The organism is Dietzia sp. Die43 (assembly GCF_024519835.1).
In the GTDB taxonomy this organism is placed as follows: domain Bacteria; phylum Actinomycetota; class Actinomycetes; order Mycobacteriales; family Mycobacteriaceae; genus Dietzia; species Dietzia kunjamensis.
The window spans coordinates 43,988-67,854 of record NZ_JALJRF010000011.1; the positions used below are offsets into that span (position 1 = coordinate 43,988).

At 71.0% G+C, this 23,867-nt stretch carries 23 protein-coding genes; 16 read left to right on the forward strand and 7 right to left on the reverse strand.

Translation table 11 applies throughout. From position 1 onward, the window contains the following. Nucleotides 1–91: 91 nt before the first annotated feature. Genes NR111_RS10710 through NR111_RS10725 form a run of 4 tightly spaced genes read left to right on the forward strand, consistent with a single transcriptional unit; the run spans nucleotide 92 to nucleotide 2,855 of the window. Entirely contained in the window at nucleotides 92–985 is an 894-nt protein-coding gene (locus tag NR111_RS10710; protein WP_256820761.1) for an SDR family NAD(P)-dependent oxidoreductase, read from the forward strand. Further along, nucleotides 982–2,028 (forward strand): pirin family protein, encoded by a 1,047-nt coding sequence (locus NR111_RS10715; protein WP_256820762.1) that lies wholly within the window; start codon nucleotides 982–984, stop codon nucleotides 2,026–2,028. The genes NR111_RS10710 and NR111_RS10715 overlap by 4 nt, the downstream gene beginning before the upstream one ends. A 13-nt stretch (nucleotides 2,029–2,041) precedes the next feature. After that, entirely contained in the window at nucleotides 2,042–2,398 is a 357-nt protein-coding gene (locus NR111_RS10720) for a GNAT family N-acetyltransferase (protein ID WP_069389554.1), read from the forward strand. 1 nt (nucleotide 2,399) lies between these two features. Further along, nucleotides 2,400–2,855: a carboxymuconolactone decarboxylase family protein gene (locus NR111_RS10725; RefSeq protein ID WP_256820763.1), complete on the forward strand. Its 456-nt coding sequence runs from the start codon at nucleotides 2,400–2,402 to the stop codon at nucleotides 2,853–2,855. Between the two features lie 53 nt (nucleotides 2,856–2,908). Here the strand turns inward: NR111_RS10725 and NR111_RS10730 are convergent, their stop codons facing one another. Beyond that, on the reverse strand, nucleotides 2,909–3,325 hold the full coding sequence (locus tag NR111_RS10730; protein ID WP_096907041.1) for a YccF domain-containing protein: 417 nt from the start codon (nucleotides 3,323–3,325) through the stop codon (nucleotides 2,909–2,911). 45 nt (nucleotides 3,326–3,370) lie between these two features. On the opposite strand from NR111_RS10730, the gene NR111_RS10735 reads away from it, so the two are divergent. Further along, nucleotides 3,371–4,777 (forward strand): sigma 54-interacting transcriptional regulator, encoded by a 1,407-nt coding sequence (locus NR111_RS10735; protein WP_374210712.1) that lies wholly within the window; start codon nucleotides 3,371–3,373, stop codon nucleotides 4,775–4,777. Nucleotides 4,778–4,821: 44 nt separating this feature from the next. Beyond that, nucleotides 4,822–6,840, forward strand: a complete 2,019-nt coding sequence (locus NR111_RS10740; protein ID WP_256820765.1) for a VWA domain-containing protein — start codon at nucleotides 4,822–4,824, stop codon at nucleotides 6,838–6,840. Between the two features lie 144 nt (nucleotides 6,841–6,984). Here NR111_RS10740 and NR111_RS10745 read toward each other — a convergent pair whose 3' ends face one another. The 5 genes from NR111_RS10745 to NR111_RS10765 form a co-directional block, all read right to left on the reverse strand. Continuing rightward, the gene (locus NR111_RS10745; RefSeq protein WP_256820766.1) at nucleotides 6,985–7,644 is read right to left on the reverse strand and encodes a class I SAM-dependent methyltransferase; all 660 of its coding nucleotides are present in this window, start codon (nucleotides 7,642–7,644) and stop codon (nucleotides 6,985–6,987) included. Nucleotides 7,645–7,668: 24 nt separating this feature from the next. Then, complete coding sequence (locus NR111_RS10750; protein ID WP_256820767.1) at nucleotides 7,669–8,067, reverse strand: carboxymuconolactone decarboxylase family protein; 399 nt, start codon at nucleotides 8,065–8,067, stop codon at nucleotides 7,669–7,671. Then, nucleotides 8,064–9,119 (reverse strand): NAD(P)-dependent oxidoreductase, encoded by a 1,056-nt coding sequence (locus NR111_RS10755; RefSeq protein WP_256820768.1) that lies wholly within the window; start codon nucleotides 9,117–9,119, stop codon nucleotides 8,064–8,066. Before NR111_RS10755 ends, NR111_RS10750 begins: the two co-directional genes overlap by 4 nt. After that, complete coding sequence (locus tag NR111_RS10760; protein WP_206474863.1) at nucleotides 9,116–9,868, reverse strand: SDR family oxidoreductase; 753 nt, start codon at nucleotides 9,866–9,868, stop codon at nucleotides 9,116–9,118. The genes NR111_RS10755 and NR111_RS10760 overlap by 4 nt, the downstream gene beginning before the upstream one ends. A gap of 144 nt (nucleotides 9,869–10,012) precedes the next feature. Beyond that, nucleotides 10,013–11,488 (reverse strand): aldehyde dehydrogenase, encoded by a 1,476-nt coding sequence (locus NR111_RS10765; RefSeq protein ID WP_256820769.1) that lies wholly within the window; start codon nucleotides 11,486–11,488, stop codon nucleotides 10,013–10,015. A 121-nt stretch (nucleotides 11,489–11,609) separates the two neighbouring features. On the opposite strand from NR111_RS10765, the gene NR111_RS10770 reads away from it, so the two are divergent. From NR111_RS10770 to NR111_RS10810, 9 genes are all read left to right on the forward strand, one after another. Further along, nucleotides 11,610–12,182 carry a TetR/AcrR family transcriptional regulator gene (locus NR111_RS10770; protein WP_067716757.1) on the forward strand — a complete coding sequence of 191 codons (573 nt, stop codon included), beginning with the start codon at nucleotides 11,610–11,612 and terminating at the stop codon, nucleotides 12,180–12,182. 8 nt (nucleotides 12,183–12,190) lie between these two features. Further along, nucleotides 12,191–13,405, forward strand: coding sequence for a cytochrome P450 (locus NR111_RS10775; RefSeq protein ID WP_256820770.1), 1,215 nt, complete (start codon nucleotides 12,191–12,193; stop codon nucleotides 13,403–13,405). Then, entirely contained in the window at nucleotides 13,405–14,199 is a 795-nt protein-coding gene (locus NR111_RS10780) for an SDR family oxidoreductase (RefSeq protein ID WP_096907050.1), read from the forward strand. The genes NR111_RS10775 and NR111_RS10780 overlap by 1 nt, the downstream gene beginning before the upstream one ends. A gap of 92 nt (nucleotides 14,200–14,291) precedes the next feature. Then, complete coding sequence (locus tag NR111_RS10785) at nucleotides 14,292–15,590, forward strand: cytochrome P450 (protein WP_256820810.1); 1,299 nt, start codon at nucleotides 14,292–14,294, stop codon at nucleotides 15,588–15,590. After that, nucleotides 15,590–15,841: a ferredoxin gene (locus NR111_RS10790; RefSeq protein WP_371606999.1), complete on the forward strand. Its 252-nt coding sequence runs from the start codon at nucleotides 15,590–15,592 to the stop codon at nucleotides 15,839–15,841. The genes NR111_RS10785 and NR111_RS10790 overlap by 1 nt, the downstream gene beginning before the upstream one ends. Nucleotide 15,842: 1 nt before the next feature. Continuing rightward, on the forward strand, nucleotides 15,843–16,418 hold the full coding sequence (locus tag NR111_RS10795; protein WP_154828578.1) for a nuclear transport factor 2 family protein: 576 nt from the start codon (nucleotides 15,843–15,845) through the stop codon (nucleotides 16,416–16,418). 5 nt (nucleotides 16,419–16,423) lie between these two features. Continuing rightward, nucleotides 16,424–17,698 (forward strand): hypothetical protein, encoded by a 1,275-nt coding sequence (locus NR111_RS10800; protein WP_256820771.1) that lies wholly within the window; start codon nucleotides 16,424–16,426, stop codon nucleotides 17,696–17,698. A gap of 58 nt (nucleotides 17,699–17,756) precedes the next feature. Continuing rightward, nucleotides 17,757–19,397, forward strand: coding sequence for an AMP-binding protein (locus tag NR111_RS10805; RefSeq protein WP_256820772.1), 1,641 nt, complete (start codon nucleotides 17,757–17,759; stop codon nucleotides 19,395–19,397). Beyond that, on the forward strand, nucleotides 19,394–20,269 hold the full coding sequence (locus NR111_RS10810; protein WP_256820773.1) for an SDR family oxidoreductase: 876 nt from the start codon (nucleotides 19,394–19,396) through the stop codon (nucleotides 20,267–20,269). The genes NR111_RS10805 and NR111_RS10810 overlap by 4 nt, the downstream gene beginning before the upstream one ends. 111 nt (nucleotides 20,270–20,380) lie before the next feature. Here the strand turns inward: NR111_RS10810 and NR111_RS10815 are convergent, their stop codons facing one another. After that, nucleotides 20,381–22,117 carry an AMP-binding protein gene (locus NR111_RS10815; protein ID WP_132063010.1) on the reverse strand — a complete coding sequence of 579 codons (1,737 nt, stop codon included), beginning with the start codon at nucleotides 22,115–22,117 and terminating at the stop codon, nucleotides 20,381–20,383. A 207-nt stretch (nucleotides 22,118–22,324) separates the two neighbouring features. On the opposite strand from NR111_RS10815, the gene NR111_RS10820 reads away from it, so the two are divergent. After that, on the forward strand, nucleotides 22,325–23,851 hold the full coding sequence (locus NR111_RS10820) for a CoA-acylating methylmalonate-semialdehyde dehydrogenase (RefSeq protein ID WP_256820774.1): 1,527 nt from the start codon (nucleotides 22,325–22,327) through the stop codon (nucleotides 23,849–23,851). The last annotated feature ends 16 nt before the right edge of the window (nucleotides 23,852–23,867 follow it).

Here is a 23,867-nt window from a genome sequence, read left to right on the forward strand (position 1 = left end):
GCCGGGGTCATGCAGGCGGGCTCCCGTGATCGGAGCAGCCGGGCTCCCGGGAGCGCCCCACCGGGACTCCGCACGCCGGTACCGTCAGGGTATGGACACCAGCGCGCCCGCCGCCCCCGTCGTCGTCGTCACCGGAGCCGGGGGAGGCCTCGGGGCCGCCACCACCGCGCTCTACGCCTCCCGGGGCTGGCACGTCGTGGCCGTCGACCTCCAGGCGCCGCCCGGCGGTGACCGAATCACGCCCCTCGCCGCCGACGTCACCGACTCCGCCTCGCTCACCTCCCTGTCCGACCGGGTCCGACGCGAGCACGGCCGCCTCGACGCGCTCGTCACGTTCGCGGGCGTCCTCGGGATCGGGCCGCTGGCCGAGACCGATCCGGACCGGGTGCAGCAGGTCCTGGACGTCAACGTCATGGGCACCGTGCGCACCGTCCACGCCCTGTGGGACCTCCTCCGGGAGACCCGCGGGAGGGTGGTGCTCATCAGCTCCGAGACCGGCCCGCAGCACGGCATGCCGATGAACGGCGCCTACGCCATGAGCAAACACGCGATCGAGGCCTACGGTGACGCGCTGCGGCGCGAGCTGATGTTCCTCGGCCTGGACGTCGTGCTCGTCCAACCGGGTCCGTTCCGCACCGGGATGACCGCCTCGATCCGGCGGCGCTTCCAGGAATCGACCGCCCCCGGTTCGCCGTTCGCCGCGATGGCCGCGGTGATGGGGGAAATGGCCGCCGGCGAGGACGACAAGGCCACCGACCCGTCCGTGCTCGCGGAGGCCGTGTGGACCGCCGGTACCACAACGCGCCCCCGTCGCCGCTACGCCGTGCGATGGGACCTCGGCCGACGTCTCCTCGACCATCTGCCGGTGGCGGTCGTGGACAAGGCGCTCGTCCTGGCGCTGGGCGGGAAGATCAACGCCAAGAAGCTGGAGCTGCGCCGCGAGGCCGTCGACGCCCGGGCCGAGATGAGCGAGGTCGTCGAATGAGCAACCTCGACCCCGACCCGCCCGAGATCGAGTGCGAGGCCGGCGGTGCGCCGGACGGGCCCCGTTCGGCAGAAGCACAGCCCGGCGGGGCCGTCGTGGAGATCATCACCTCCCGCGAGGTGCCCCTGGGCGGGCCGCGGGCGATCACGGTCCGCCGGACGCTGCCGCAGCGCCAGCGCTCGCTCATCGGCGCCTTCTGCTTTGTCGACCACTACGGACCGGATGACGTCTCGGCCACCGGCGGCATGGACGTGCCCTCGCACCCGCACACCGGCCTGCAGACCGTGAGCTGGCTCTTCGAGGGCAGCGTCACCCATCACGACTCCGGGGACAACCATGCGGTGGTGCGCCCGGGGGAGGTCAACCTCATGACCTCCGGCGCCGGCATCTGCCACACCGAGGTCTCGACCCAGGACACCACCGTCCTGCACGGCGTGCAGCTGTGGACCGTGCTACCCGAGGAACACCGCGAGAGCAGCGGCCGCAGGTTCGACCACCACGTGCCCGACCCCGTCGGATTCGCCGGCGGATCGGCGCGGGTCTTCATGGGGTCGCTGCTGGGCTCGTCGTCGTCGGTCACCACCTACACCCCCCTCGTCGCCGCGGAGCTCCGGCTCGACCCCGGCGCCGAACTGCGACTGGACGTCGACCCGGCCTTCGAGCACGGGCTGCTCGTCGACTCCGGTGATCTGACCCTCGAGGGCGTCGACGTGGAGGTCAGCCACCTCGCGTACACCGGCGTCGGCGAGACCACCCTGACGATCCGCAACACCGGCACCACCGCCGGACGGGCGGTCCTCATCGGTGGCACCCCGTTCGAGGAGGACATCATCATGTGGTGGAACTTCATCGGCCGGACCCACGACGAGATCGCGGGCTACCGCGAGCAGTGGGAGGCCGGATCGGAGCGCTTCGGACGCGTGGACGGGTACATCGGCCACGACCCGCGGGGGCTGACCCGGCTCCCAGCGCCCACCCTGCCCACCACCGCCCTCAAACCGCGGGTCAACCCGGACCCGCGCGCGCAGTCGACCCCGATGTGAGAGGACACCGCAGATGACCGAGTACACCGACAAGACCGGCGCCACCGTGACCGTGGACCGAGCCGACTCCACCGAGGCGTTCGAGGTCCGGGACGCCTCCGGCGAGGTCGCCGGCCACGCCGATTTCCGCGACCACGCCGGCGAGCGCGTCTTCCACCACACCGTGGTCGACGAGCAGTTCGGTGGCCGGGGCATCGGCACCGCACTCGTGCGCGGCGCGGTGGAGGCCACGCGCGAGGAGGGGATCACCATCGTGCCGGTGTGCTCGATGGTGGAGGGTTTCCTCGGCAAGAACGCGGACGAGTTCGCCGGCGCGTACCGGGAGGCCACGGACGCCGACCGGGCGCGATTCGGCGGGGAGGACGGCTGACATGGGGGTCCCGCAGTTGGATCGCGCCCAACGCGAGGTCTACAAGCAGCTCGTCCGCACCGCCGTGTCCTCGCGGGAGGCCTCCGGCGAGGCCGGGCTGGAGGAGTCGCTGCTCGAACTGGTCAACGTGCGCGTCTCGCAGCTCAACGGCTGCGCGGCCTGCCTGGCCACCCACGTGCCGGCGGCCCGCAAGGCCGGGGTCTCCCAGGACCGGCTCGACCTGCTGCCCGCGTGGCGGGAGATCGATGCGTTCGGTGACCCGGAGAGGGCGGTACTACGACTGGCCGAGACGCTGACCCGGCTGGACGACGCCGAGGAACGCGCCGCCGCGACCGCAGCCGCCGCCGACCACTTCTCCGACGAGCAGCTCTCGGCGCTCGAGTGGACGATCGTGCTGATCAACGCCTTCAACCGGGTGTCGATCGCCAGCCACCACCAGCCGGGGATCGAGGACTGACCGGGCCCGGCCGCGGTGCGGGGGTGCGGGGTCAGCGGGTGGCGCCCGGGCGGTCAGCGGGTGGCGACCGGCACCATCGCCGCCCGGTCGGAGCGGACGATCTCCTTGCCGAACGGGAAGCACGTGACCGGGATGAGCTTGAGATTGGCCCACGCCAGGGGCAGGCCGATGATCGTCATCGCCTGCGCGACGGCGGTGGCGACGTGGCCGATCGCCAGCCACAGTCCGGCCACCAGGAACCAGATGACGTTGGCGATCGTGCTCACCCCGCCGGGACGGCCCCGGTCGACGACCTCCCGGCCGAACGGCCACAGCACGTAGGCGGCGATCCGGAAACTCGCGACCCCGAACGGGATCGTGATGATGAGGATGCAGGCGAGGATCCCGGCCAGCACATAGCCGAGGAACAGCCAGATGCCCGCGGTCAGCAGCCAGATGATGTTGAGGACGAGGGTCAACACTGCACGCATGATGCCACCCTATGCCGGAAGCGGAAGTGGCATCGCAGGGCTACGGTGGGCGCTGTGAGCGATAAGCCGAACGTGCAGACCCTCGGCGAGCTGCGCGCCGCCGGATACACCAGCCGCAGCCTCCGCGAGGAGCTGCGCGAGAACCTGCTCGCGGCCCTGGCCGCCGGACGCGATCCGTGGCCCGGCATGCACGGCTTCGACACGACGGTGATCCCTCAGGTCGAGCGGGCGATCATCGCCGGCCACGACATCGTCCTCCTCGGCGAACGCGGCCAGGGCAAGACCCGCCTGCTGCGCACGCTCGTCGGATTGTTGGACGAGTGGTCGCCCGTCGTGGCCGGATCCGAGCTGGGCGAGGACCCGCTCGCGCCGATCACCGAACCCACGCGCGAGCGGATCGCCCGTGAGGGCGATGCGCTGCCCGTGCAGTGGCGCCACCGTGACGAGCGCTACGTGGAGAAACTGTCCACCCCGGACACCTCCGTCGCCGACATGATCGGCGACGTCGATCCCATGAGGGTGGCCGAGGGCCGCCGACTGGGTGACCCGGAGACCATCCACTACGGGTTGGTGCCGCGCGCGAACCGCGGGATCGTGGCCCTCAACGAGCTGCCCGACCTGGCCGAGCGGATCCAGGTGGCGTTGCTCAACGTCATGGAGGAGCGGGACGTCCAGATCCGAGGCTACGTCCTGCGCCTGCCGCTGGACGTGCTGGTGGTGGCCTCGGCCAACCCGGAGGACTACACCAACCGCGGTCGGATCATCACTCCGCTCAAGGACCGGTTCGGCGCCGAGATCCGGACCCATTACCCGCTCGACCTGGCCGACGAGATCGAGGTCGTGCGGCAGGAAGCCGAGCTGACCGCCGAGGTGCCGGACCCGCTGATGGAACTGCTCGCCCGGTTCACGCGCGAGCTGCGCACCTCCGACTCGATCAACCAGGCCTCCGGCGTCTCCGCCCGCTTCGCCATCGCCGGCGCGGAGACCGTCGCGGCGGCGGCCCGTCGGCGGGCGGCCGTGCGGGGCGCCGACGACCCGGGTGAGTCCGTGGCACGGCTCGTCGACGTGGACGCCGCCGTCGAGGTCCTGCGCGGCAAGATCGAGTTCGAGCCCGGCGAGGAGGGGCGCGAGACCGAGATCCTGCGGTACCTGCTGCGCATCGCCACGGTGGACGTCGTCCGCGGACTGTTCCGGGGGATCGACATGACCCCGCTGGTCGACGCGTTCGACGGGTCGGTGACCCTCACGACCGGCGCGAGCGTCACCGCCGCCGAATTCCTCGCAGCCCTGCCCGAGCTGTCCGAACCGGGGCTCTACGACGAGATCGCCGACAGGGTCGGTGCGTCGAACGTCGGCCAGCGGGCCGGCGGGATCGAACTGGCGCTGGAGGGGCTCTACCTCTCACGGCGTCTGTCCAAGGAGACCGGGGACGGCGCCGCCGTCTACGGCTGACACCATCGGCGGCTGCCGTGCGCCGCCGGAGCAGGAGGTGCGCGATGTCGCGACCAGAGCCCCGCGCCCGCTACGGGCGCTACATCGGCGGGCCGGACCCCCTCGCGCCCCCGCTCGACCTGTCCGAGGCGCTCGACTCGGTCTCCGAGGGCGTCATGGCCGGGTACTCCCCGGAGCAGTCCATGCGGGAGTTCCTCCGCACCGGCGGCCGCGACCAGACAGGCCTCGACGAGCTGGCCGGACGCATCCAGCGTCGACGCCGCGAACTGCTGCAACGGAACCACCTGGGCGGCACCCTCGAGGAGGTCTCCCGGCTGCTCGACGAGGCGCTGCTCGCCGAGCGGGGACAGCTCGCCCGCGACACCGCCATGGATCCGATGGACCGCACCCTGCGGGAGATGACCATCGAGAACCTGCCCGACTCGCCGGCCGCCGCGGTCGGGGAACTCAAGGACTACGACTGGGCCTCGTCCGACGCCCGCGAGGCGTACCGCCGCATCCAGGACCTCATGGGCGCCGAGGTGCTCGACGCCCGATTCGTCGGGATGAAAAAGGCGCTGGAGAACGCGACCGACGCCGACCGGGCGGCGGTGTCGGAGATGCTGTCGGACCTGACCGAACTGCTCGACAAGCAAACCCGCGGTGAGGACACCCCCGAGGACTTCCGGGAGTTCATGGACAAGCACTCCGACGCGTTCCCGGAGCAGCCGAAGGACGTCGAGGAGTTGATCGACACCCTCGCCGCGCGGGCGGCCGCGGCCCAGCGGATGATGCGCTCGATGACGCCGGAGCAGCGGGAGGAGCTCATGGCCCTGTCGCAGCAGGCGTTCGGTTCGCCCGAGTTGATGGAGCAGCTGGGCCGGTTGGACGGGCTGCTGCAGTCCCTGCGTCCGGGCGAGGACTGGGACGGCTCGGAGGACTTCGAGGGCTCCGAGGGGCTGGGGATGTCCGAGGGGACCGCGGCCATGGCCGAACTCGGAGACCTCGACCGGCTGGCCGAACAGCTCTCCCGGAGCGACAGGTCCCCGCTGTCCGAACTCGACCTGGAGGCGGTGGCCCGCCATCTCGGTCGCGAGGCGGCGGTGTCCGTGCAGACGCTGTCGCGGCTCGAACAGCAGATGCGTGAGTCCGGCTACCTCAGTCGCCGACCGGACGGGGACCTCCGACTCTCCCCGGCCGCGCTGCGCAAACTCGGGAGGTCACTGCTCCGCGACGCCGCGCAGCGGTTGTCCGGCCGGACCGGTGCGCGCGAGACCAGGCTGTCGGGGGCCGCGGGGGAGCAGACGGGGTCGAGCCGGGCCTGGGAGTTCGGTGACGTCGAGTCCTGGGACGTGCCCAGGACCGTGGGCAATGCGATCTCCCGGATCGCCGCGGAGGGGGGCGAGACGGGTGCGGGGATCCGGCTCCTGCCCGAGGACATCGAGGTCAGGGAGACCGAAGCGCGGACCCAGGCCGCCGTGGCGTTGCTGGTGGACACGTCGTTCTCCATGGCCATGGAGGGGCGGTGGGTCCCGATGAAGCGTACGGCCCTGGCCCTCCACCACCTGGTGAGCACCCGTTTCCGGCAGGACCGGCTGCAGCTCATCTCGTTCGGCCGCTTCGCCCAGACCCGGACAGTGGAGGACCTGCTCTCCCTGGACGCGCAGTACGAGGCCGGCACGAACCTGCATCATGCGCTCCTGCTCGCCGGGCGGTACTTCCGTGAGCACCCGACGATGCAGCCGGTGTTGCTCATCGTCACCGACGGCGAACCCACCGCCCACCTGCTCAGCGGCGGGGAGCCGTGGTTCGCCTACCCGCCGGACCCCGACACCATCCGGATCACCGTCGACGAGTTGGACCGGGTCGCCCGCACCGGGGCGCAGACGACCTTCTTCCGGCTGGGCGACGACCCGGGTCTGTCCCGGTTCCTCGACGCGCTGGCCCGGAGGGTCGACGGCACGGTGGTGGCGCCGGACGTCGACGACCTGGGCGCAGCCGTGGTGGGGCGGTTCCTGCACTCACGGCGCGGCCGGCCCTCACCCGGCGACCCGTGGAGCGCCGGCAGTCGCTGGGCGGTGTGACCCGCCCTTGCGGCCCGCCCGGCCCGCAGACCAGCCCGGCCCGCCCCGCAGACCACGAAATCCGCTACCCCGAATCCGGATCCGCTACCCAGATTCGAATAGCGGATCCGGATTCGGAATAGCGGATCCGGGGCGGTTGGGGGCTCAGGGCATCGGCGCGCCGACCTCGCCGGAGTCGCGGCGCAGCACGCGCAGCGAGTCCACGGCCCGGACCTCGGTGAACTGGCCCGACTCGAGCGCGCGGCAATAGATCTCGTACGGGGGACGGCCGCCGTCCTCCGGGTTCGGGAACACGTCGTGGATCAGCAGCGCCCCGCCGATCTCCACCCATGGGGCCCAGCCCTCGTAGTCGGCCTGCGCCGCCTCGGAGGAGTGGCCTCCGTCGATGAAGACGAACGACGCGGGTTTGCCCCAGACGCGGGCCACCTGGGTCGACGTGCCCACCGCGGCGGTCACCACGTCGTCGAGCCGGGCGTCCCACATGGTGTGGCGGAACGAGCCCAGGGTCTCCAGGCGGCCGGTGTGGGGGTCCACCAGCGAGGTGTCGTGGTACTCCCAGCCGGGCTGGTGCTCCTCGGAACCGCGGTGGTGGTCCACGGTGACGATGCTGCCGCCGGTCACGCGGGCGGCCGCGCCGAGGAACACGGTGGAGCGGCCGCAGTAGGTGCCGATCTCCACGCCCACACCGTCGCCCAGGAACTCGCAGGCGATGTCGTACAAGGTGATGCCCTCCTCCAGCGGCATGAAGCCGGGGGCGGCGAGCGCTACGGCGAGCAGCGCGGGTTCGATCTCGGGTGCGGTCATGGGTTTCAACCTAGCGCCCGCCCCTCAGCCCTCGGCGCGGCGGGCGGCCTTGCGGGCACGCGCCACGTGCGGGCCCACGACGTTGCCGAGTTTGGTCCCGTTGGGCCAACCCGCGTAGTAGCAGAGGAACACCACGATCTCCTCCAGTTCCTCGGGCGTCAGCTCGTCGTTGCCCAATGCCGCCCCCACCTGGATGTCCGCGATGTCGGTGTTGCCCTGGGCCGTCAGCGCCCCCAGGAGCAGCAACCGGCGATCGCGGTGACTCAGGCCCGGGCGGGACCAGATCCTGCCGAACAGGTGGTCCGCGGTCTCGGCGAAATAATCACCCGGCCCGTCGGACATCTCGAAGCCGTACACCTCGGTCATCCTGGCCAGACCGTGCTCGCGCTCCGGGCTCATCCCGGCGTCCGCGGCGTCGCTCATCGGTTCTCCTCGTCGTGGTCGTGGTCGTGGTCGTCGTCGTCGTGGTCTCGTCCGGTCCCGCCCGCATCGCCGGACACACCGCCCGCCGCACGGACGTCCGCGCGGCGGGCGAGCTCACCCGGCCCGACACCGAACCCGGTGCCCAGGTCGCGCAGCGCGATGGTGCCCAGGGGCAGGTCCACGCCCAGCCGGTCGGCCAGGCCCAGGGCGAGGGACAGGTCCTTCTCTCCCAGGCCACGGACGTGGGTGAACACGCCGTGCCAGAAGTCGTCGGCCTCGATCGGCGCGGTGGTGTCCCGCAGCATCACGGCCCCGGCGCCGCCGGTGATGGCGTCGGTGTGGCGGACCACCCGTCCCAGTTTCGCGATGTCGATGCCCGCGGCCTCGGCCAGCCGGGAGGCCTCGGCGGTGGCGGTGAACGAGATGAAGTGCAGGAGGTTGCGGGCCAGCTTCATCCGCGTGCCCGCACCCACCTCCCCGGCGTGCACGGGCATGCCCGCCCACAGCGCGAACACCGGCTTGCACGCCTCGTAGACCTCGCGCGGCGCACCGACCATCACGGCGAGCTGACCCGATTCCGCCCCCTGGGCGCCACCCGACACCGGCGCGTCCACCAGGTGGACCCCGGCGGTCGCACACACCTCGGCCAGCTCAACAGCCGTCGAGTCGGCGATGGTGGAGTGGACCGCGATCACGGTCCCCGGTGCGGCGGTGCGCAGGATCCCCTCGGGCCCGTCGACGACGTCACGCACCTGGGCGTCGTCCAGCACCGTCACCGACACCAGGCGCGCCGTGCGGGCGACCTCGGCACCGGTGGCGGCGGCGGTGGCCCCCTCGGCGACGAACGGCTCGGTCGTCTCCGGGCGCACGTCGCACACCACGAGCCCGCCCGGCCAGGCCAGGAGGCGCTTCGCGATCGGCGCACCCATGTTGCCCAGGCCTATGAACCCGACCGGGGCGGGGGAGTCGCCGGGACCGCCGGGGCCGATCGCGGGTGCGGGGTCCTGTTCGGGGGCCGGGGCCGGGTCGCTCGTGATCGGATGCCCGCTCATGACCGGATGATCTGTCCGCCGTCGACGTTGAAGATCTGCCCGGTGATCCACGACGCCTCGTCCGACAGCAGGAACAGCAGCATCCCCACCAGGTCCTCCGGCTGACCCATGCGCTTGATGGGCAGCTTGTCGACCATCTCCTTGACGATCGACTGCGGGGTCGAGGAGCGGTTGGCCTCGGTGTCGATCGGCCCGGGAGCGATGGCGTTAATGCGGATGTTCGAGCCGCCCAGCTCGGTGGCGAGCTGCTGGGTGAGGCCGTTGACGCCGACCTTGGCCAGCCCGTAAAAGCCCGAGTACAGCCACGCCGCGGTGGAGGACTGGTTGACGATGGCGCCACCGCCGGCGGCGGTCATCTTCTCCCAGCAGGCGCGGACCATGAGCAGCTGACCGTTGAGGTTCACCGACATGAACTTCTCGTAGTAGTCCCACGGCACGGTGATGAGGAAGTCGAGCTTCATGCCGCCGAAGATCGCGGCGTTGTTGACCAGGATGTCCAGGCGGCCGAACTCCTCGACCGCGGCCTCGGCGCAGGCGTTGGCCGAGTCGGGGTCGGAGACGTCCGTGTGCCGGAAGACCGCCCGGCCGCCCGCGGCGACGATGTCCGCGGCGACCCGCTCCCCGTTCTCGGTCGACACGTCGGCGACCACCACGTTCGCGCCCTCGGCCGCGAGGGCCTTGGCGTACTCCTCGCCGATGCCGCCGGCGGCTCCGGTCACGATGGCGGTCCTACCGTCGAAACGTCCCATGTCGTGTGTCTCTTCCTGTCGGCGTGGTGATGCTGGATGGGGTGGTGCTGGTGAGTGGTGCTGGTGAGTGGTGTGGGGCCAGGTGCCGGGCCAGTGGTGCCGGGTGCCCGGGCTCTCCGGTGCTGTCCGGGGCTGTCCGGGGCCTCAGGCCGGGGTGGCCACGGACTTGATCTCGAGGTACTCCTCGAAGCCCTCGCGGCCCATCTCGCGGCCGATGCCCGACTGCTTGTACCCGCCGAACGGCACGTCGGCGCCGTACCACTGGCCGCCGTTGACGCCGAGGGTGCCGGTGCGGATGCCGGCCACGACCTTCTCGATCCGCTCGGGGTCGGTGCCCCACACGGCTCCGGACAGTCCGTAGGGGGAGTCGTTGGCGATCCGGATCGCATCGGAATCGCCATCGTGGGGGATGACCACCAGGACGGGGCCGAAGATCTCCTCCTGTGCCACCCGCGCCGAGTTGTCGAGACCGGAGATGAGGGTCGGCTCCACCCAGAACCCGCGCTCCATGCCCTCGCCGGTGGGGCGGCCGCCACCGATCTCGATGGTGCCGCCTTCCTCCACGGCCAGGGCGATGTAACCCTCGATGCGCTCGCGCTGGACGGCGGAGATGACCGGGCCGCAGAAGGCACCCGGGTCGTTGGGGTCCTTCGGGGCGAACGCCGCCATGGCGCCCTTGGCCGCCTCGACCGCCTCGTCGTACCTCTCGCGGGGCACGACGAGGCGGGTGGTCAGCGCACAACCCTGGCCGGCGTGCGTACACGCGTTGAGGGCGGTCATGAAGCACGCCGAGTTCAGGTCGGCGTCGTCCAGCACGACCGCGGCGGACTTGCCGCCGAGCTCGAGGAAGACCTTCTTCAGCGTCTCGGCGGCGGCGGCCATGATCTTCTTGCCGGTCGCGGTGGATCCGGTGAAGGAGACCAGGTCGACGCGAGGATCGGTGGTCAGCTGTTCGCCGAGGCCGTGGTCGGACGACGACACCACGTTGAGTACGCCGGCGGGGATGTCCGTCTCCTCGGCGGCGATCCGGGCCACGGCCGCGGCGATGAGCGGGGTGTCGGGGGCGGGCTTGAGCACCACTGTGCAGCCGGCGGCCAGCGCGGGGCCGATCTTGGCGAAGTTGATCTGGTTGGGGAAGTTCCACGGGGTGATGGCCCCGACGACGCCGATCGCCTCGCGCCGGGTCGAGCGGTTGGAGCGCACGCCCATGATCTCGGACACCCCGAGCTCGGTGACCCACTCGTAGGCCTCCACCAGGTCGGCGAGCCAGCCCAGGTCCGCGACGGGCCCCTCCAGCTGGGGGCCGGTCGTGAACATGTGGGGCGCGCCGACCTCGGCGATGGTCAGTGCCCGCAGCTCCTCGATGTGTCCCTGCAGTGCGTCGCGGAGCTGGCGCAGGCACCGCGCGCGGAACGAGTGGTCCCAGGACCAGTCGGTGGTGTCGAACGCGGTGCGCGCGGCGGCGATGGCCGCGTCCATGTCCTCGCGCCCGGCGTCGGCGGCCCGGCCGATGACCTCCTCGGTGGCGGGGTTGAGGACGTCGAACGTGGCGCCCCCGGTGGCGGGTCGCAGCTCACCGCCGATCAGCAGGGGGGCGGTGTCGGTGATGCTCGTCGTCACTTCGGAGCCTTCCGTCGTGGTGGGTCGATTCAGGGGTGGACCGATACAGAGATGGATCGATGCAGAATGGGTGGACAGCTGTCTAGACGATAGTCCGGATGGTGGTGTACTGTCCAGACACATGTCCAGTGATCTTCGGTTCGAATCGACGCGGCGCAGGCTCAACGGCCAGCAGGCCGAGACCGTCGACCGCCTGACCAGCGCGGCGGTCGAGGTGCTGCGGGAGAAGGGTCCGGGAGGCCTGGCCGTCCGTGCCGTGGCCGCCAGGGCCGGCGTCGCACCGGCGACCGCCTACACGTACTTCTCCTCCAAGGGCCACCTCATCGCGGAGGTGTTCTGGCGGCGTCTGGACGACCACGTGACCGAGGCCGCCGACGGTGGCTCCACCGCCGACCGGGTGGTCGCCGTGTTGCGCGACGTCGCGCTCCTCCTCGCCGACGAGCCCGAACTGTCGTCGGCCGTCACCGCCGCCCTGTTGGGTGACGACCCCGAGGTCTCCCACCTGCGGGTCCGGATCGGCGCCGACATCCGACGTCGCCTCGTGGCGGCGTTGGGGGAGCGGAACGACGACGAGGTGGTCCAGGCGCTGGAGATGGTCTACGCCGGGGCACTCGTCCGGGCGGGCATGGGCTACGGCTCCTACTCGGACATGGCAGACGCGATCGAATCCGCAGCACGACTGATCCTGAGGTGACCCCTGAGATGACCACCGCGACGCCCGCTCCGCTCGTGTTCAGCCCGTACGACTACGCGGTGCACGAGGATCCCTACCCGTTCTACGCCCGTCTCCGCGCGGAGGCGCCCGTCTACCACAACCCGGACCTCGACTTCTGGGCGCTGAGCAGGCACGCGGACGTCCGCGAGGCGTTCCGCGCGCCGGACGTGTTCTCCAACGCCATGGGGGTCTCGCTGGACCCCGCCGCGTACGGGCCGCACGCCTACAAGACGATGTCCTTCCTCGCGATGGACGATCCCCGCCACGCCCGCCTGCGCAAACTGGTGAGCAAGGGGTTCACCTCCAGGCGCGTGGACGCCCTGTCCGAGGGGATCTCGAGGATCTCGCGGCAGTACTGGGACAAGTGCCTGGCCCGGTCCCGCGACGGGGAGACCATCGACTTCGTCGACGACTACGCGGGCAAGCTGCCCATGGACGTCATCTCGGATCTCATGGGCGTACCGGAGGTCGACCGGGCCGAACTGCGTCGGCTGGCCGACCTCGTCATGCACCGCGAGGAGGGCGTGCAGGACGTGCCGGAGGACTCGATGGTGGCCGCGCTCGACCTCATCACCTACTACCAGGGGATGGTCGCCGAGCGTCGTACCGCCCGGACCGGGGACCTCACCTCCGCGCTGCTCGACGCCGAGATCGACGGCGAGAAGCTGGACGACGACGAGATCCTGTCCTTCCTGTTCCTCATGGTGGTGGCCGGTAACGAGACCACGACCAAGCTTCTGGCCAACGCCCTGTTCTGGGGCCACGAGTACCCCGGCCAGTCGCGGGCCGTGCTCGACGATCCCGCCCTGGCGCCGGCCTGGGTTGAGGAGACGCTGCGCTTCGACACCTCGAGTCAGATGGTCCTGCGTACCACCACCGAGCCCGCCACGGTCCGGGGTGTCACCATCCCCGCCGACCAGAAGGTCCTGTTGCTCATCGGGTCCGCGAACCGCGACGAGGAGGTCTTCGACCGCGGCGACGCCTTCGATCTCGCGCGGGACACCACGGCGAGCCTGAGTTTCGGTCAGGGACCCCACTTCTGTCTGGGGGCGCACCTCGCCCGGCTCGAGGGCCGCATCGCGCTGGACATGATCGCCCGCACGATCACCGGCTACGAACTGCTCCCCGGGGCCGAGCGCGTCCACTCCTCCAACGTCCGCGGCTTCGCCCATCTGCCCATGCGGGTCGAGGTGGCGCGCTGATGAGCCTGCGGTTCCCGTCCCACCCGGACGCCTCCGAACGTCCAGCCCTGGTCACCGGCGCCTCCTCGGGCATCGGCCGCGCGAGTGCCGAGTCCCTCGCGGCACTCGGGCACCCGGTCGTCGTGGGCGCGCGCCGCGCGGATCGGCTCGACGACCTGGTGCGCACCATCCGCGAGGCCGGGGGCGAGGCCACGGCCCGGGAGGTCGACGTCACCGACGCCGACTCCGTCGCCGGGTTCGTCGCCGCGGCTGCCGATGCGTACGGCCCCGCAGAGGTGCTGGTCTCCAGCGCGGGGAGCCTGAAGATGGCGCGGGTCTGGGAGATGGACCCGGACGACTTCGCCGCCCAAATCGACATCCACCTGCTCGCCGTCCACCGCCTGCTGCACGCGGTACTGCCCGGCATGATCGACCGCCGCCGCGGGGACGTCGTGCTCATCGGCTCCGACGTGGCCTACACGGCCCGGCCGCGCTCCGGCGCGTACGTGGCGGCCAAGGCCGGACTGGAGACCATGGCCAAGCAGGCCCGCCGGGAGCTCGAGGGCACCGGGGTGCGGCTCGGCGTGGTCCGGCCCGGTCCGGTGATGACCGAGATGGGCACGGACTTCGACCAGGACACGGCCGAGGCCGTCATCAACGAATGGGTGAGGCACGGATTCGGTCGTCATCCCCGGATGTGCAAACCCGCCGACCTCGCGCGCGGGGTCACCGCCATGGTGTCCATGCCCCGCGGCGCCCAGATCACCGAGCTGGAGATCCAGCCGGAGGCCCCCATCGAGGAGGACTACTCGTGACCAGCATCGACAGTTCCACAGACGAGCCCACCGACTTCTCGGGCCTGGACGAGCCGCAGCGCGTGTCCGGCGGAGAGGGCGAACTCGGCCACATGGACGAGCTACGCACCGACCCGATCAGCCTGTTCTGGCGGGTCCGACAGGAGTGCGGCGACCTGGGCGTGTTCCGGATCGCCGACCGCGACATCTGCCTGGCCTCGGGTGCCGCCGCGAACGAGGCGTTCTTCCGGGCGCCCGACGAGGCGCTGGACCAGGCGGCCGCCTACCCCTTCATGACCCCGGTGTTCGGTGAGGGCGTCGTCTTCGACGCCAGCCCCGAGCGCCGCTCGGAGATGCTCCACAACACCGCGCTGCGCGGTGACCACATGCGCCAGCACGCCGTCACCATCCCGCACGAGGTCCAGCGCATGGTGGCCGAGTGGGGCGACGAGGGCGAGATCGACCTGCTCGAGTGGTTCTCCGAACTCACCATCTACACCTCGTCGGCGTGCCTCATCGGCCCCAAGTTCCGCGAGCAGCTCGATTCCCGGTTCGCCCACCTGTACCACGACCTGGAACAGGGGACCGACCCCCACGCCTACATCGACGCCTACGCCGACATCCCCGCGTTCCGCAAGCGTGACGAGGCCCGCGCCGGGCTGGTCGAGCTCGTCTCCGCGATCATGGACGACCGCGTCGCCAACCCGCCCGCCGACAAGGAGGACCGGGACCTGCTCGACGTGCTGGTCTCGGTGAAGAACGACGACGGCGCGCACCGGTTCACCCCGGACGAGGTCACCGGCATCTTCATCTCGATGATGTTCGCCGGGCACCACACGACCTCGGGGACGAGCGCCTGGATGCTCATCGAACTGCTCAAGCATCCCGAGTACCTCTCGCAGGTCGTGGCGGAACTCGACGAGGTGTACGCGGACGGGGCCGAGTACAGCTTCGGCGCACTGCGGCAGATGCCCAAGGTGGAGAACGCCCTCAAGGAGACGCTGCGGCTGCACCCGCCGCTCATCATCCTCATGCGCGTCGCCCAGGAGGACGTGCGGATCGGGGACTACGTCGTCCACGCCGGCCAGACCGTCGCCGCCTCGCCGGCGGTGTCCAACCGGCTGCCGGAGGACTTCCCCGACGCGGACGCGTTCGACCCGGACCGGTACGCGGAACCGCGGCAGGAGGACATCGTCAACCGCTGGACGTGGATCCCCTTCGGCGCCGGCCGGCACCGCTGCGTGGGGGCGGCGTTCGCCCAGCTGCAGATCAAGGCCATCTTCTCGGTCCTGTTGCGGGAGTTCGAGTTCGAGCTCGCCCAGCCGGCGGAGAGCTACCACAACGACCACTCGAAGATGGTCGTCCAGCTGGCCCAGCCGTGCACCGTCCGCTACCGGAGGAGGCGGCGCTGATGGGCGGGGAGTCGCCGATGCGGGTCGAGGTCGACTTCGACCTGTGCCAGGCCCACGCCGAGTGCCAGGCCGAGGCGCCCGAATGGTTCACGGTGCCCAAGGGGCCCGAGGCGAAGGTACGGGCCAAGCGGGGCCGGATACCCGACAGCCAACTCGAGGCCGTCAAGGCCGCCGTCAAGTACTGCCCGACACAGGCACTGCGCCTGGTCGACACCCCAGACCCCACGCAAGAGAGCCCCAGGAGTGAGTGACGTGACCCGATACGACCGCGCCGAGATCGCCGAGTTCGTGGAGCGCTGGATCGAGGCCAACGCGGTGTGCGAGCGGAACAAGGACTGGACGCCGCTGGCCGACTTCTACGCCGAGGACGCCACCTACGGGTGGAACTACGGCACCAAGGACGACTTCATGGCGGTCGGCCGGGACGAGATCCGAGACATCGCGCTCGGGCAGGAGATGGCCGGACTCGACGGCTGGGAGTACCCGTACATCCGCACGATCATCGACCCGGAGACCGGGGACGTGTTGTGCCTGTGGAAGCAGATCGCGCGCGACACGGTCGACCCCAAGACGGGCGAGCCGTACGAGGTCCACGGTCTGGGCGGATCGTGGTTCCTCTACAACGGGAACCAGCAGTGGGCGTGGCACCGCGACTTCTTCGACTTCGGCAACGTCGTCGACCTGTTCATGCGCATGTACGAGGCCGACGCACTCACCGATTCCATGAAGCAGCGGTTCGAGGCGGCCGGCGACAAGCCGGCGGGCTGGTACCGCATCGAGGACAGCCCGGCCCCGCTGTGGCCGGTCTCCTCCCCGGAGGAGGTCTGAGTCCCGTGAGCATCTCCCCGCCGCCCGATCCCCTGGACGCCCTCGACCACGCCACGCTCGCCCGGCTCCTGCCCGACCTGCTGCTCATCGGCCAGCTCATCGACCGGGCCGGCATGCCGGCGCTGCTCGGCGAGTTCGGCGTCGACGGCATGAGGGACGTCGCGATCGAGGAATGGCAGGCCGCCAGTCCCCACTACGCCCGCCGGATGAAGGACGCGCTGTCGATCACCGGCGACGGCGTCGCCGAGATCTTCAAGGGCTTCCAACTGGACGTGGGCGCCCCGCCGGAGTTCATGGACTTCCGGTACTCGGTGACCGACCACGACAACGGTGAGTTCTGGCTGGACCACTGTGGAGCCCTCATGGACGTCGAGCCGATGGGGGACCGGCTGGTCACCACCATGTGCCACGACATCGAGGACCCCACCTTTCCCGCCACCGCGCTGGCCACCAACCCGCTCGCGGTCGTCGAACCCATCCACCGCCCGCCCCGCGCCCCGGAGGGCCGCACCCCGCACTGCCACTGGCGGGTGCGGATCGACCCGGACGGCGAGCCGTTCCCGGTGCCCGGACCCGCGCTCGAGTCCGCGTCCAGCCGGATCATCGACTTCCGGTTCGACCCCCCGGCGCCCCGGGACACGACGGGCGAGGGCCCGCGCGACGACTACGCGGGACCACTGCTGACCGACCTGGTCTTCACCGAGTTCACCTCCGCCGCACTCATCCGGATCACCCGCGAGGTCTATCTCCAGATGCACCTGCTCGCCGTCGGTTTCCATCAGTCGGTGCGGCGTCGGTCGGACACCGAGACGGCGGACCGGCTCCTCGCCTACCAGGCCACCGGCATCGCCGGTGTCGCGGCGGGACGGATCCGCGAGGTCCTGGGCGTGGGCCCCGACGCGCTCGGCCTCGCCGCGGTGCTCGATCTGCACCCTCTCGCCGGGCCCACCGCCTACACCGGCTACTCATCGGAGGTGTCCGCGGACGGTACCGAGCTGACGGTGCGCTGGGACACCGCCGCCGACGGGTTCGCCGACGACACCTGGCTCCCGCTGCTCGCCCGGGACGGACTCCGGCCCCTCGCCGCCGCCGCGCAGGCGGTCGACCCGCACTGGACCGTGGAGCGAGTCCCGACGGACGGCTCGCACGTGGAGGCGGTCCTGCGGTTGGGCGACGAGCCGGCCACGGAGGGCGAGGAGGTCGCCGTCACCCGCATCAGCACGGGCGCGGCGTTCACCTTCGGACCCACCCGCACCCCGATCCCCATCACGCCCGTCTGAACCGACCCCACCCGTCGAGTCCGCTCCACCCGAGTAGCCCGCCCCGGAGGACCCCGTAATGGCACACACCCTGGCAGATCTCTTCGAGCACGCGGTCGACGCGTACGGACGCGACCGGCTCGCGGTGGTGGAGGACGACCGCCGGCTCACCTACGCGGACCTGGAGGCCGAGGCCAACCGGTGGGCGGACGGGCTGGCCTCCCGGGGGGTGGGGCTCGGCGATCACGTGGCGATCCACCTGCGCAACGGGGTGGACTGCATCGCGCTGTTCCTCGGCGTCCTCAAACTCCGCGCCGTGCCCGTCAGCATCAACTACCGCTACGCGGGATCCGAGCTGGGGTACCTGTACGACTACTCCGACTCCTGCGCCCTGGTCTTCCACCGCGAGTTCACCCCGGCGGTGGCGGGTGCGGTCGGGGACGCGGAGCGGCTGCGTCACCTCATCGTGGTCGAGGACGGATCCGGGGCGGGGGAGCTGCCGGCCGGCACGCTCGACGCCCGGGAGCTCCTCGCCGCGGCCTCGCCGGACCGGGCGCCGGTGGAACGCAGCGCGGACGACCTCTTCCTCGTCTTCACGGGCGGGACCACCGGCAAGCCGAAGGGCGTGATGTGGCGCCAGGAGGACCTGTGGCGCAGCCTCGGCGGGGGCAGCGACTACTACACCGGGAAGCCGGTGCCCGACGAGTACCACCAGTCCCGTGCCGGCCTGGGCGCGGACCCCGCGCGCTACCTCGTGCTGCTCCCGCTCATCCACACCTCCGGGCTCATGCCCTCGTTCACCGCGCTGTTCTCCGGGGGTACGTGCCACTACCTGCCGCACTTCCGGGCGGACGACGTGCTCGAGGAGATCGAGAGCGAGAAGATCCAGATCGTCGTCCTCGCCGGCGACGCCATGGTGCGGCCGATGCTCGAACGGATGCGCGGCACCGGTGCCGACACCTCGAGCGTGTTCATGGTCAGCTCCGGCGCCGCTCTGTTCTCGCCGGCGGTCAAGGCCGAGCTCTTCGAGCTGCGCCCCGATCTCATGATCATGGACGCGTTCGGGTCCTCCGAGAGCGGCTTCGGCGGACTGGGGGTCGTGACGAAGGCGAACGTCGACGACGGATCGCTGTTCACCGACCACGGCCCCCGCATCCCACGCGGTAGCGGCCTGCAACTGGTCGACGACTTCGACGAGCCGCTGCCCGACGACTCCACCGAGATCGGCTGGATCGTCAAGGCGGGTTACCAGCCCAGTGGCTACTACAAGGACGCCGCCAAGTCGGCCGAGACGTTCCGCGAGATCGCAGGGACCAGGCGGGTGTTCACCGGCGACCGCGGCAGGTACGACGGCCCGGACACGATCATCATGCTCGGCCGGGGCAGCCAGGTGATCAACTCCGGTGGCGAGAAGATCTTCGCCGAGGAGGTCGAGTCGGCGCTCAAGGCCGCCGAGGGCGTGCAGGACGCCGTGGCGCTGGGCGTGCCCGACGAGCGGTTCGGCCACCGGGTCGGGGCGGTGCTCCAGTGGGATGACGGCCACACCGGGGACTTCGCAGCCCTGGAGGAGGCGCTGCGCGCGACCCTGGCGGGGTTCAAGATCCCGGTCGCGTTCTGGGTCGTCGACAAGGTGGAGCGGCACCCCAGCAGCAAGACGGACTACGGGTGGGCCAAGCGGACCCTCGCCGCCCGTGGACCCGACCACGACCGCCGGCAGTGACCGCGCTCCACCTGGGCGGGCGGGCGTACGCCGTCACCGGATCCTCTCGCGGGATCGGGGCCGCGGTGGCCGAGGACCTGGCGGCCCGGGGTGCGGACGTCGTGCTCAACGGCCGGGATCCACGGGCGCTGGCCGAGCAGGTCGACGACCTCGCGGCACGGTCGACCGGCCGGATCCGCGGCGTCGCCGGGTCGGCGCACGAGCCCGCCGTCGCCGAGGAGCTGCTCGCCCGGGCGAGGGAGGGGGACTCGGTCGTGGGCGGCCTCATCACGTGCGCCGGGGTGCCCGAACCGGCGGGGTCGTCGATCCTCACGGTGTCCCACGCCGACTTCGCCGACCTCATCGACGCCCACCTGGGCACGGTGTTCGCCCCCTGTCGCGTCTTCGCGCCACACCTGGTGGAGGCGGGAACTGGTGCGATCGTCACCACGTCGTCGTTCGCCTGGAAGGGCGACTACGGCGGGACCGGCTACCCGGCGGGCAAGGGCGCCGTCACCTCACTCACCATGGCGATCGCGGGGGAGCTGGCCGAGCACGGGATCCGGGCGAACGTCGTGTGCCCCGGCGCGCGCACCCGTCTGTCCAGTGGGGGGGCCTACGAGGAGCAGATCCGGGACCTGGGGCGCCGGGGAATGCTCGACGAGCTGAGTGTGGCCGGGGCACTGGACCCGGCGGGCCCGGAGTACGTCGCACCCCTCTACACCTATCTCGTCTCCGACCTCTCCGCGGGGATCACCGGGGGCGTCTTCGCCGGATCGGGCGGCTTCGTCGGACGATTCCCCACGCCGGAGGCCCAGATCCTGGCGTACCGCGATTTCCACTCGCATCCGCCGTGGACGCCCGAGGAGATCGACGGCCTCCTCCGGACGTGAGCCGCCTCGGGACCCGCGTCGCGCGGCGGCCGCCCGCGGACCGCGCACCGGACGGGGACGACCACCTCGTCGTCGTCGCCCGTCCTCGCACGCCCCGGACGGCGTCCACCGTCAGCGCAGTGCGTCCTCGCGGAACTCACCGGGGAAGTCCACCGACGGGCCGTTGTCGACCTCGCCGCGGCGTAGCTCCACCCGCCTGATCTTGCCCGAGATGGTCTTGGGTAGGTCGGTGAACTGCAGGCGCCGGACCCGCTTGTATCCGGCCAGGTGCGTGCGCGAGTACTCGAAGATCTCGCGCGCCGTGGCCTCGGTGGGCTCCCAGCCGCCGGCCAGGACGACGAAGGCCTTGGGCACGCTCAGCCGCACCGGGTCGGGGGAGGGGACGACGGCGGCCTCGGCGACGGCCGGGTGCTCGAGCAGCACCGATTCCAGCTCGAACGGCGAGATCCGGTAGTCGGAGGACTTGAACACGTCGTCGGTGCGCCCGACGTAGGTGATGTAACCCTCCGCGTCCCGGGACCCCACGTCACCGGTGTGGTAGAAGCCGTCCGCGTAGGCGGCGTCGGTGCGCTCGGCATCACCGTGGTAACCGACCATCAGACCCAGCGGGCGGGGATCGAGGCGCAGGCAGATCTCGCCCTCCGCGCCGTCGCCGGCGACCTCCTGGCCGGTGGCCGGGTCGACCAGCACCACGTCGAAGCCGGGGCACGGGCGGCCCATCGAGCCGTCCTTGATGGGCTGGCCCGGGGTGTTGGCGATCTGCACGGTGGTCTCGGTCTGGCCGAACCCGTCGCGGATCGTCACCCCCCACGCGTCCCGGACCCGGCCGATGACCTCGGGGTTGAGCGGCTCGCCGGCGCCCACCGCCAGGCGGGGCGGGACCTGCAGCTGGGTCAGGTCGGCCTGGATGAGCATCCGCCACACGGTCGGGGGGCAGCACAGGCTGGTCACCCCGCAGCGGTCCATCTCGCGCATCATCGCCGTCGCGTCGAACCGCGAATAGTTGTAGATGAACACGCACGACCCGGCGATCCACGGGGTGAAAACGTTGGACCAGGCGTGCTTTGCCCAGCCGGGGGAGGAGACGTTGAGGTGGACGTCGCCGGGCTGCAGGCCGATCCAGTACATGGTCGACAGGTGGCCCGCGGGGTAGGAGGCGTGCGTGTGCTCGACGAGCTTGGGCTTGCTGGTGGTGCCTGAGGTGAAGTACAGCAGCAGCGTGTCGTCGGCGTGGGTGGTGTGGCTCGGTTCGAAGTCGGGCGAGGCGTCCATCGCGGCGGCCAGATCGGTCCAGCCCTCCGGCGCGCCACCCCGCTCCTCCCCGCCGACCGAGATCCGCTGGTAGTCGCCGGAGATGTCGGCGAAGCGCCCGGCCAACTCGGCGCGCGCGATCACGTGCTTGATCCCGCCGCGCGCGATGCGGTCCCGCAGGTCGCCCTCGGCGAGCAGGGTGGTGGCGGGGATGACCACGGCGCCGAGCTTGATCACGGCCAGCATGACGTCCCACAACTCGACCTGGTTGGCGAGCATGAGCAGGATGCGGTCGCCGGGCCCGACGCCGCTGTCGCGTAGCCAGTTGGCCGTGCGGTCGGACCGGATCCGCATCTCGTCGAACGAGTACTTGGCCTCCGTGGGGGCCCCGCCGCCGTCGTGCTCCTCGACGATCCACAGTGCCGGGTCGTCGTTCCCCTCGGCCTGCACGTCGAACCAGTTCAGCGCCCAGTTCCACTCGTCGAGTTCGGGCCAGGCGAAACCGTCCCGCGCGGCGTCGTAGTCCTGCGCGTGTGCCTGGAGGAAGTCGCGGGCGGCGCGGAACCGGACGGTGGCCTCGGTGGGCAGCGGGGGCATGGATGCTCCTGTCGACGGAACGTGTGAGTGAGTCAGCTCACAGTAGGTCCGCGCCAGGGGGTGGCGGTACACCCGAAAGGGGAGGGTCCGGGGCTGATCGGGGCCCGGCTATGGATTACTAGGAGTTGCAAGTATATGGTGATGGGCATCACGGGACAGGGGTGAGCGGGCTCAGATGCGCGCCGCCCCACTGAGGAAGGGACGTCCATGTCGGATCTCAGGCAGGTCGAGCACTACATCAACGGCGCGCGGGTCGCGGCCACCGGGGGGCGGAGCCAGGAAGTGCTCAACCCCAGCACGGGCAAGGCGCAGGCGGTCGTACCACTGGCCACCACGGCCGAGGTCGACGACGTCATCGCCAAGGCAGCCGCCGCGCAGAAGGCGTGGGCCGCGCAGAACCCGCAGAAGCGCGCCCGCGTGCTCATGCGGTTCGTGGACCTGGTCAACCAGAACATGGACGAGCTCGCCGAGCTGCTCGCGATCGAGCACGGCAAGACCACGCCGGACGCCAAGGGCGACATTCAGCGCGGCCTCGAGGTCGTTGAGTTCGCGATCGGCATCCCGCACCTGCTCAAGGGCGAGTTCACCGAGAACGCGGGCACCGGCGTGGACGTCTACTCCATGCGCCAGCCGCTGGGCGTCGTCGCCGGCATCACCCCGTTCAACTTCCCGGCCATGATCCCGCTGTGGAAGGCCGGCCCGGCCATCGCCTGTGGCAACGCGTTCGTCCTCAAGCCCTCCGAGCGGGATCCCTCCGTGCCGGTGCGCCTGGCCGAGCTGTTCACCGAGGCGGGCCTGCCGGACGGCATCTTCCAGGTCGTGCACGGCGACAAGGAGGCCGTGGACGCGATCCTCGACAACGACGCGATCCAGGCGGTCGGCTTCGTCGGCTCCACCCCGATCGCGCAGTACATCTACTCCAGCGCCGCCCGCACCGGCAAGCGCGCCCAGTGCTTCGGCGGCGCCAAGAACCACGCGATCATCATGCCGGACGCCGACATGGACCAGGTCGCGGACGCCCTGGTCGGAGCCGGATTCGGTTCGGCCGGCGAGCGCTGCATGGCCATCTCCGTGGCCGTTCCCGTCGGCGAGGGCACGGCCGAGGCGCTCCTCGAGAAGCTGCTGCCCAAGGTCAAGGACCTCAAGGTCGGCCACAGCCACGATCCGCAGTCCGACTACGGCCCGCTGGTGACCCCCGAGTCCAAGGCCCGGGTCCTCGACTACATCGATCAGGGCGAGAAGGCCGGCGCCGACCTCCTGGTCGACGGCCGCGGTGTGGGTGCCTACACCGGCGAGTTCAACGGTGAGGACATCTCCGAGGGCTACTACGTCGGCCCGACGCTCATGGACAAGGTCACCCCGGACATGAGCGTCTACACCGACGAGATCTTCGGCCCCGTCCTCGTGGTGGTCCACGCCAAGGACTTCGAGGAGGCCCTGAGCCTGCCCAACGACCACGAGTACGGCAACGGCGTGGCCATCTTCACCCGCGACGGCGACGCCGCCCGCGAGTTCGTCTCCCGCGTCCAGGTCGGCATGGTCGGCGTCAACGTGCCGATCCCGGTCCCGATCGCGTACCACACCTTCGGTGGCTGGAAGAAGTCCGGATTCGGCGACCTCAACCAGCACGGCCCCGAGTCGATCAAGTTCTACTCCAAGGTCAAGACCGTCACGCAGCGCTGGCCGTCGGGCATCAAGGACGGGGCCGACTTCAACATCCCCACGATGGACTGACCGGCTCGCCCCAGGA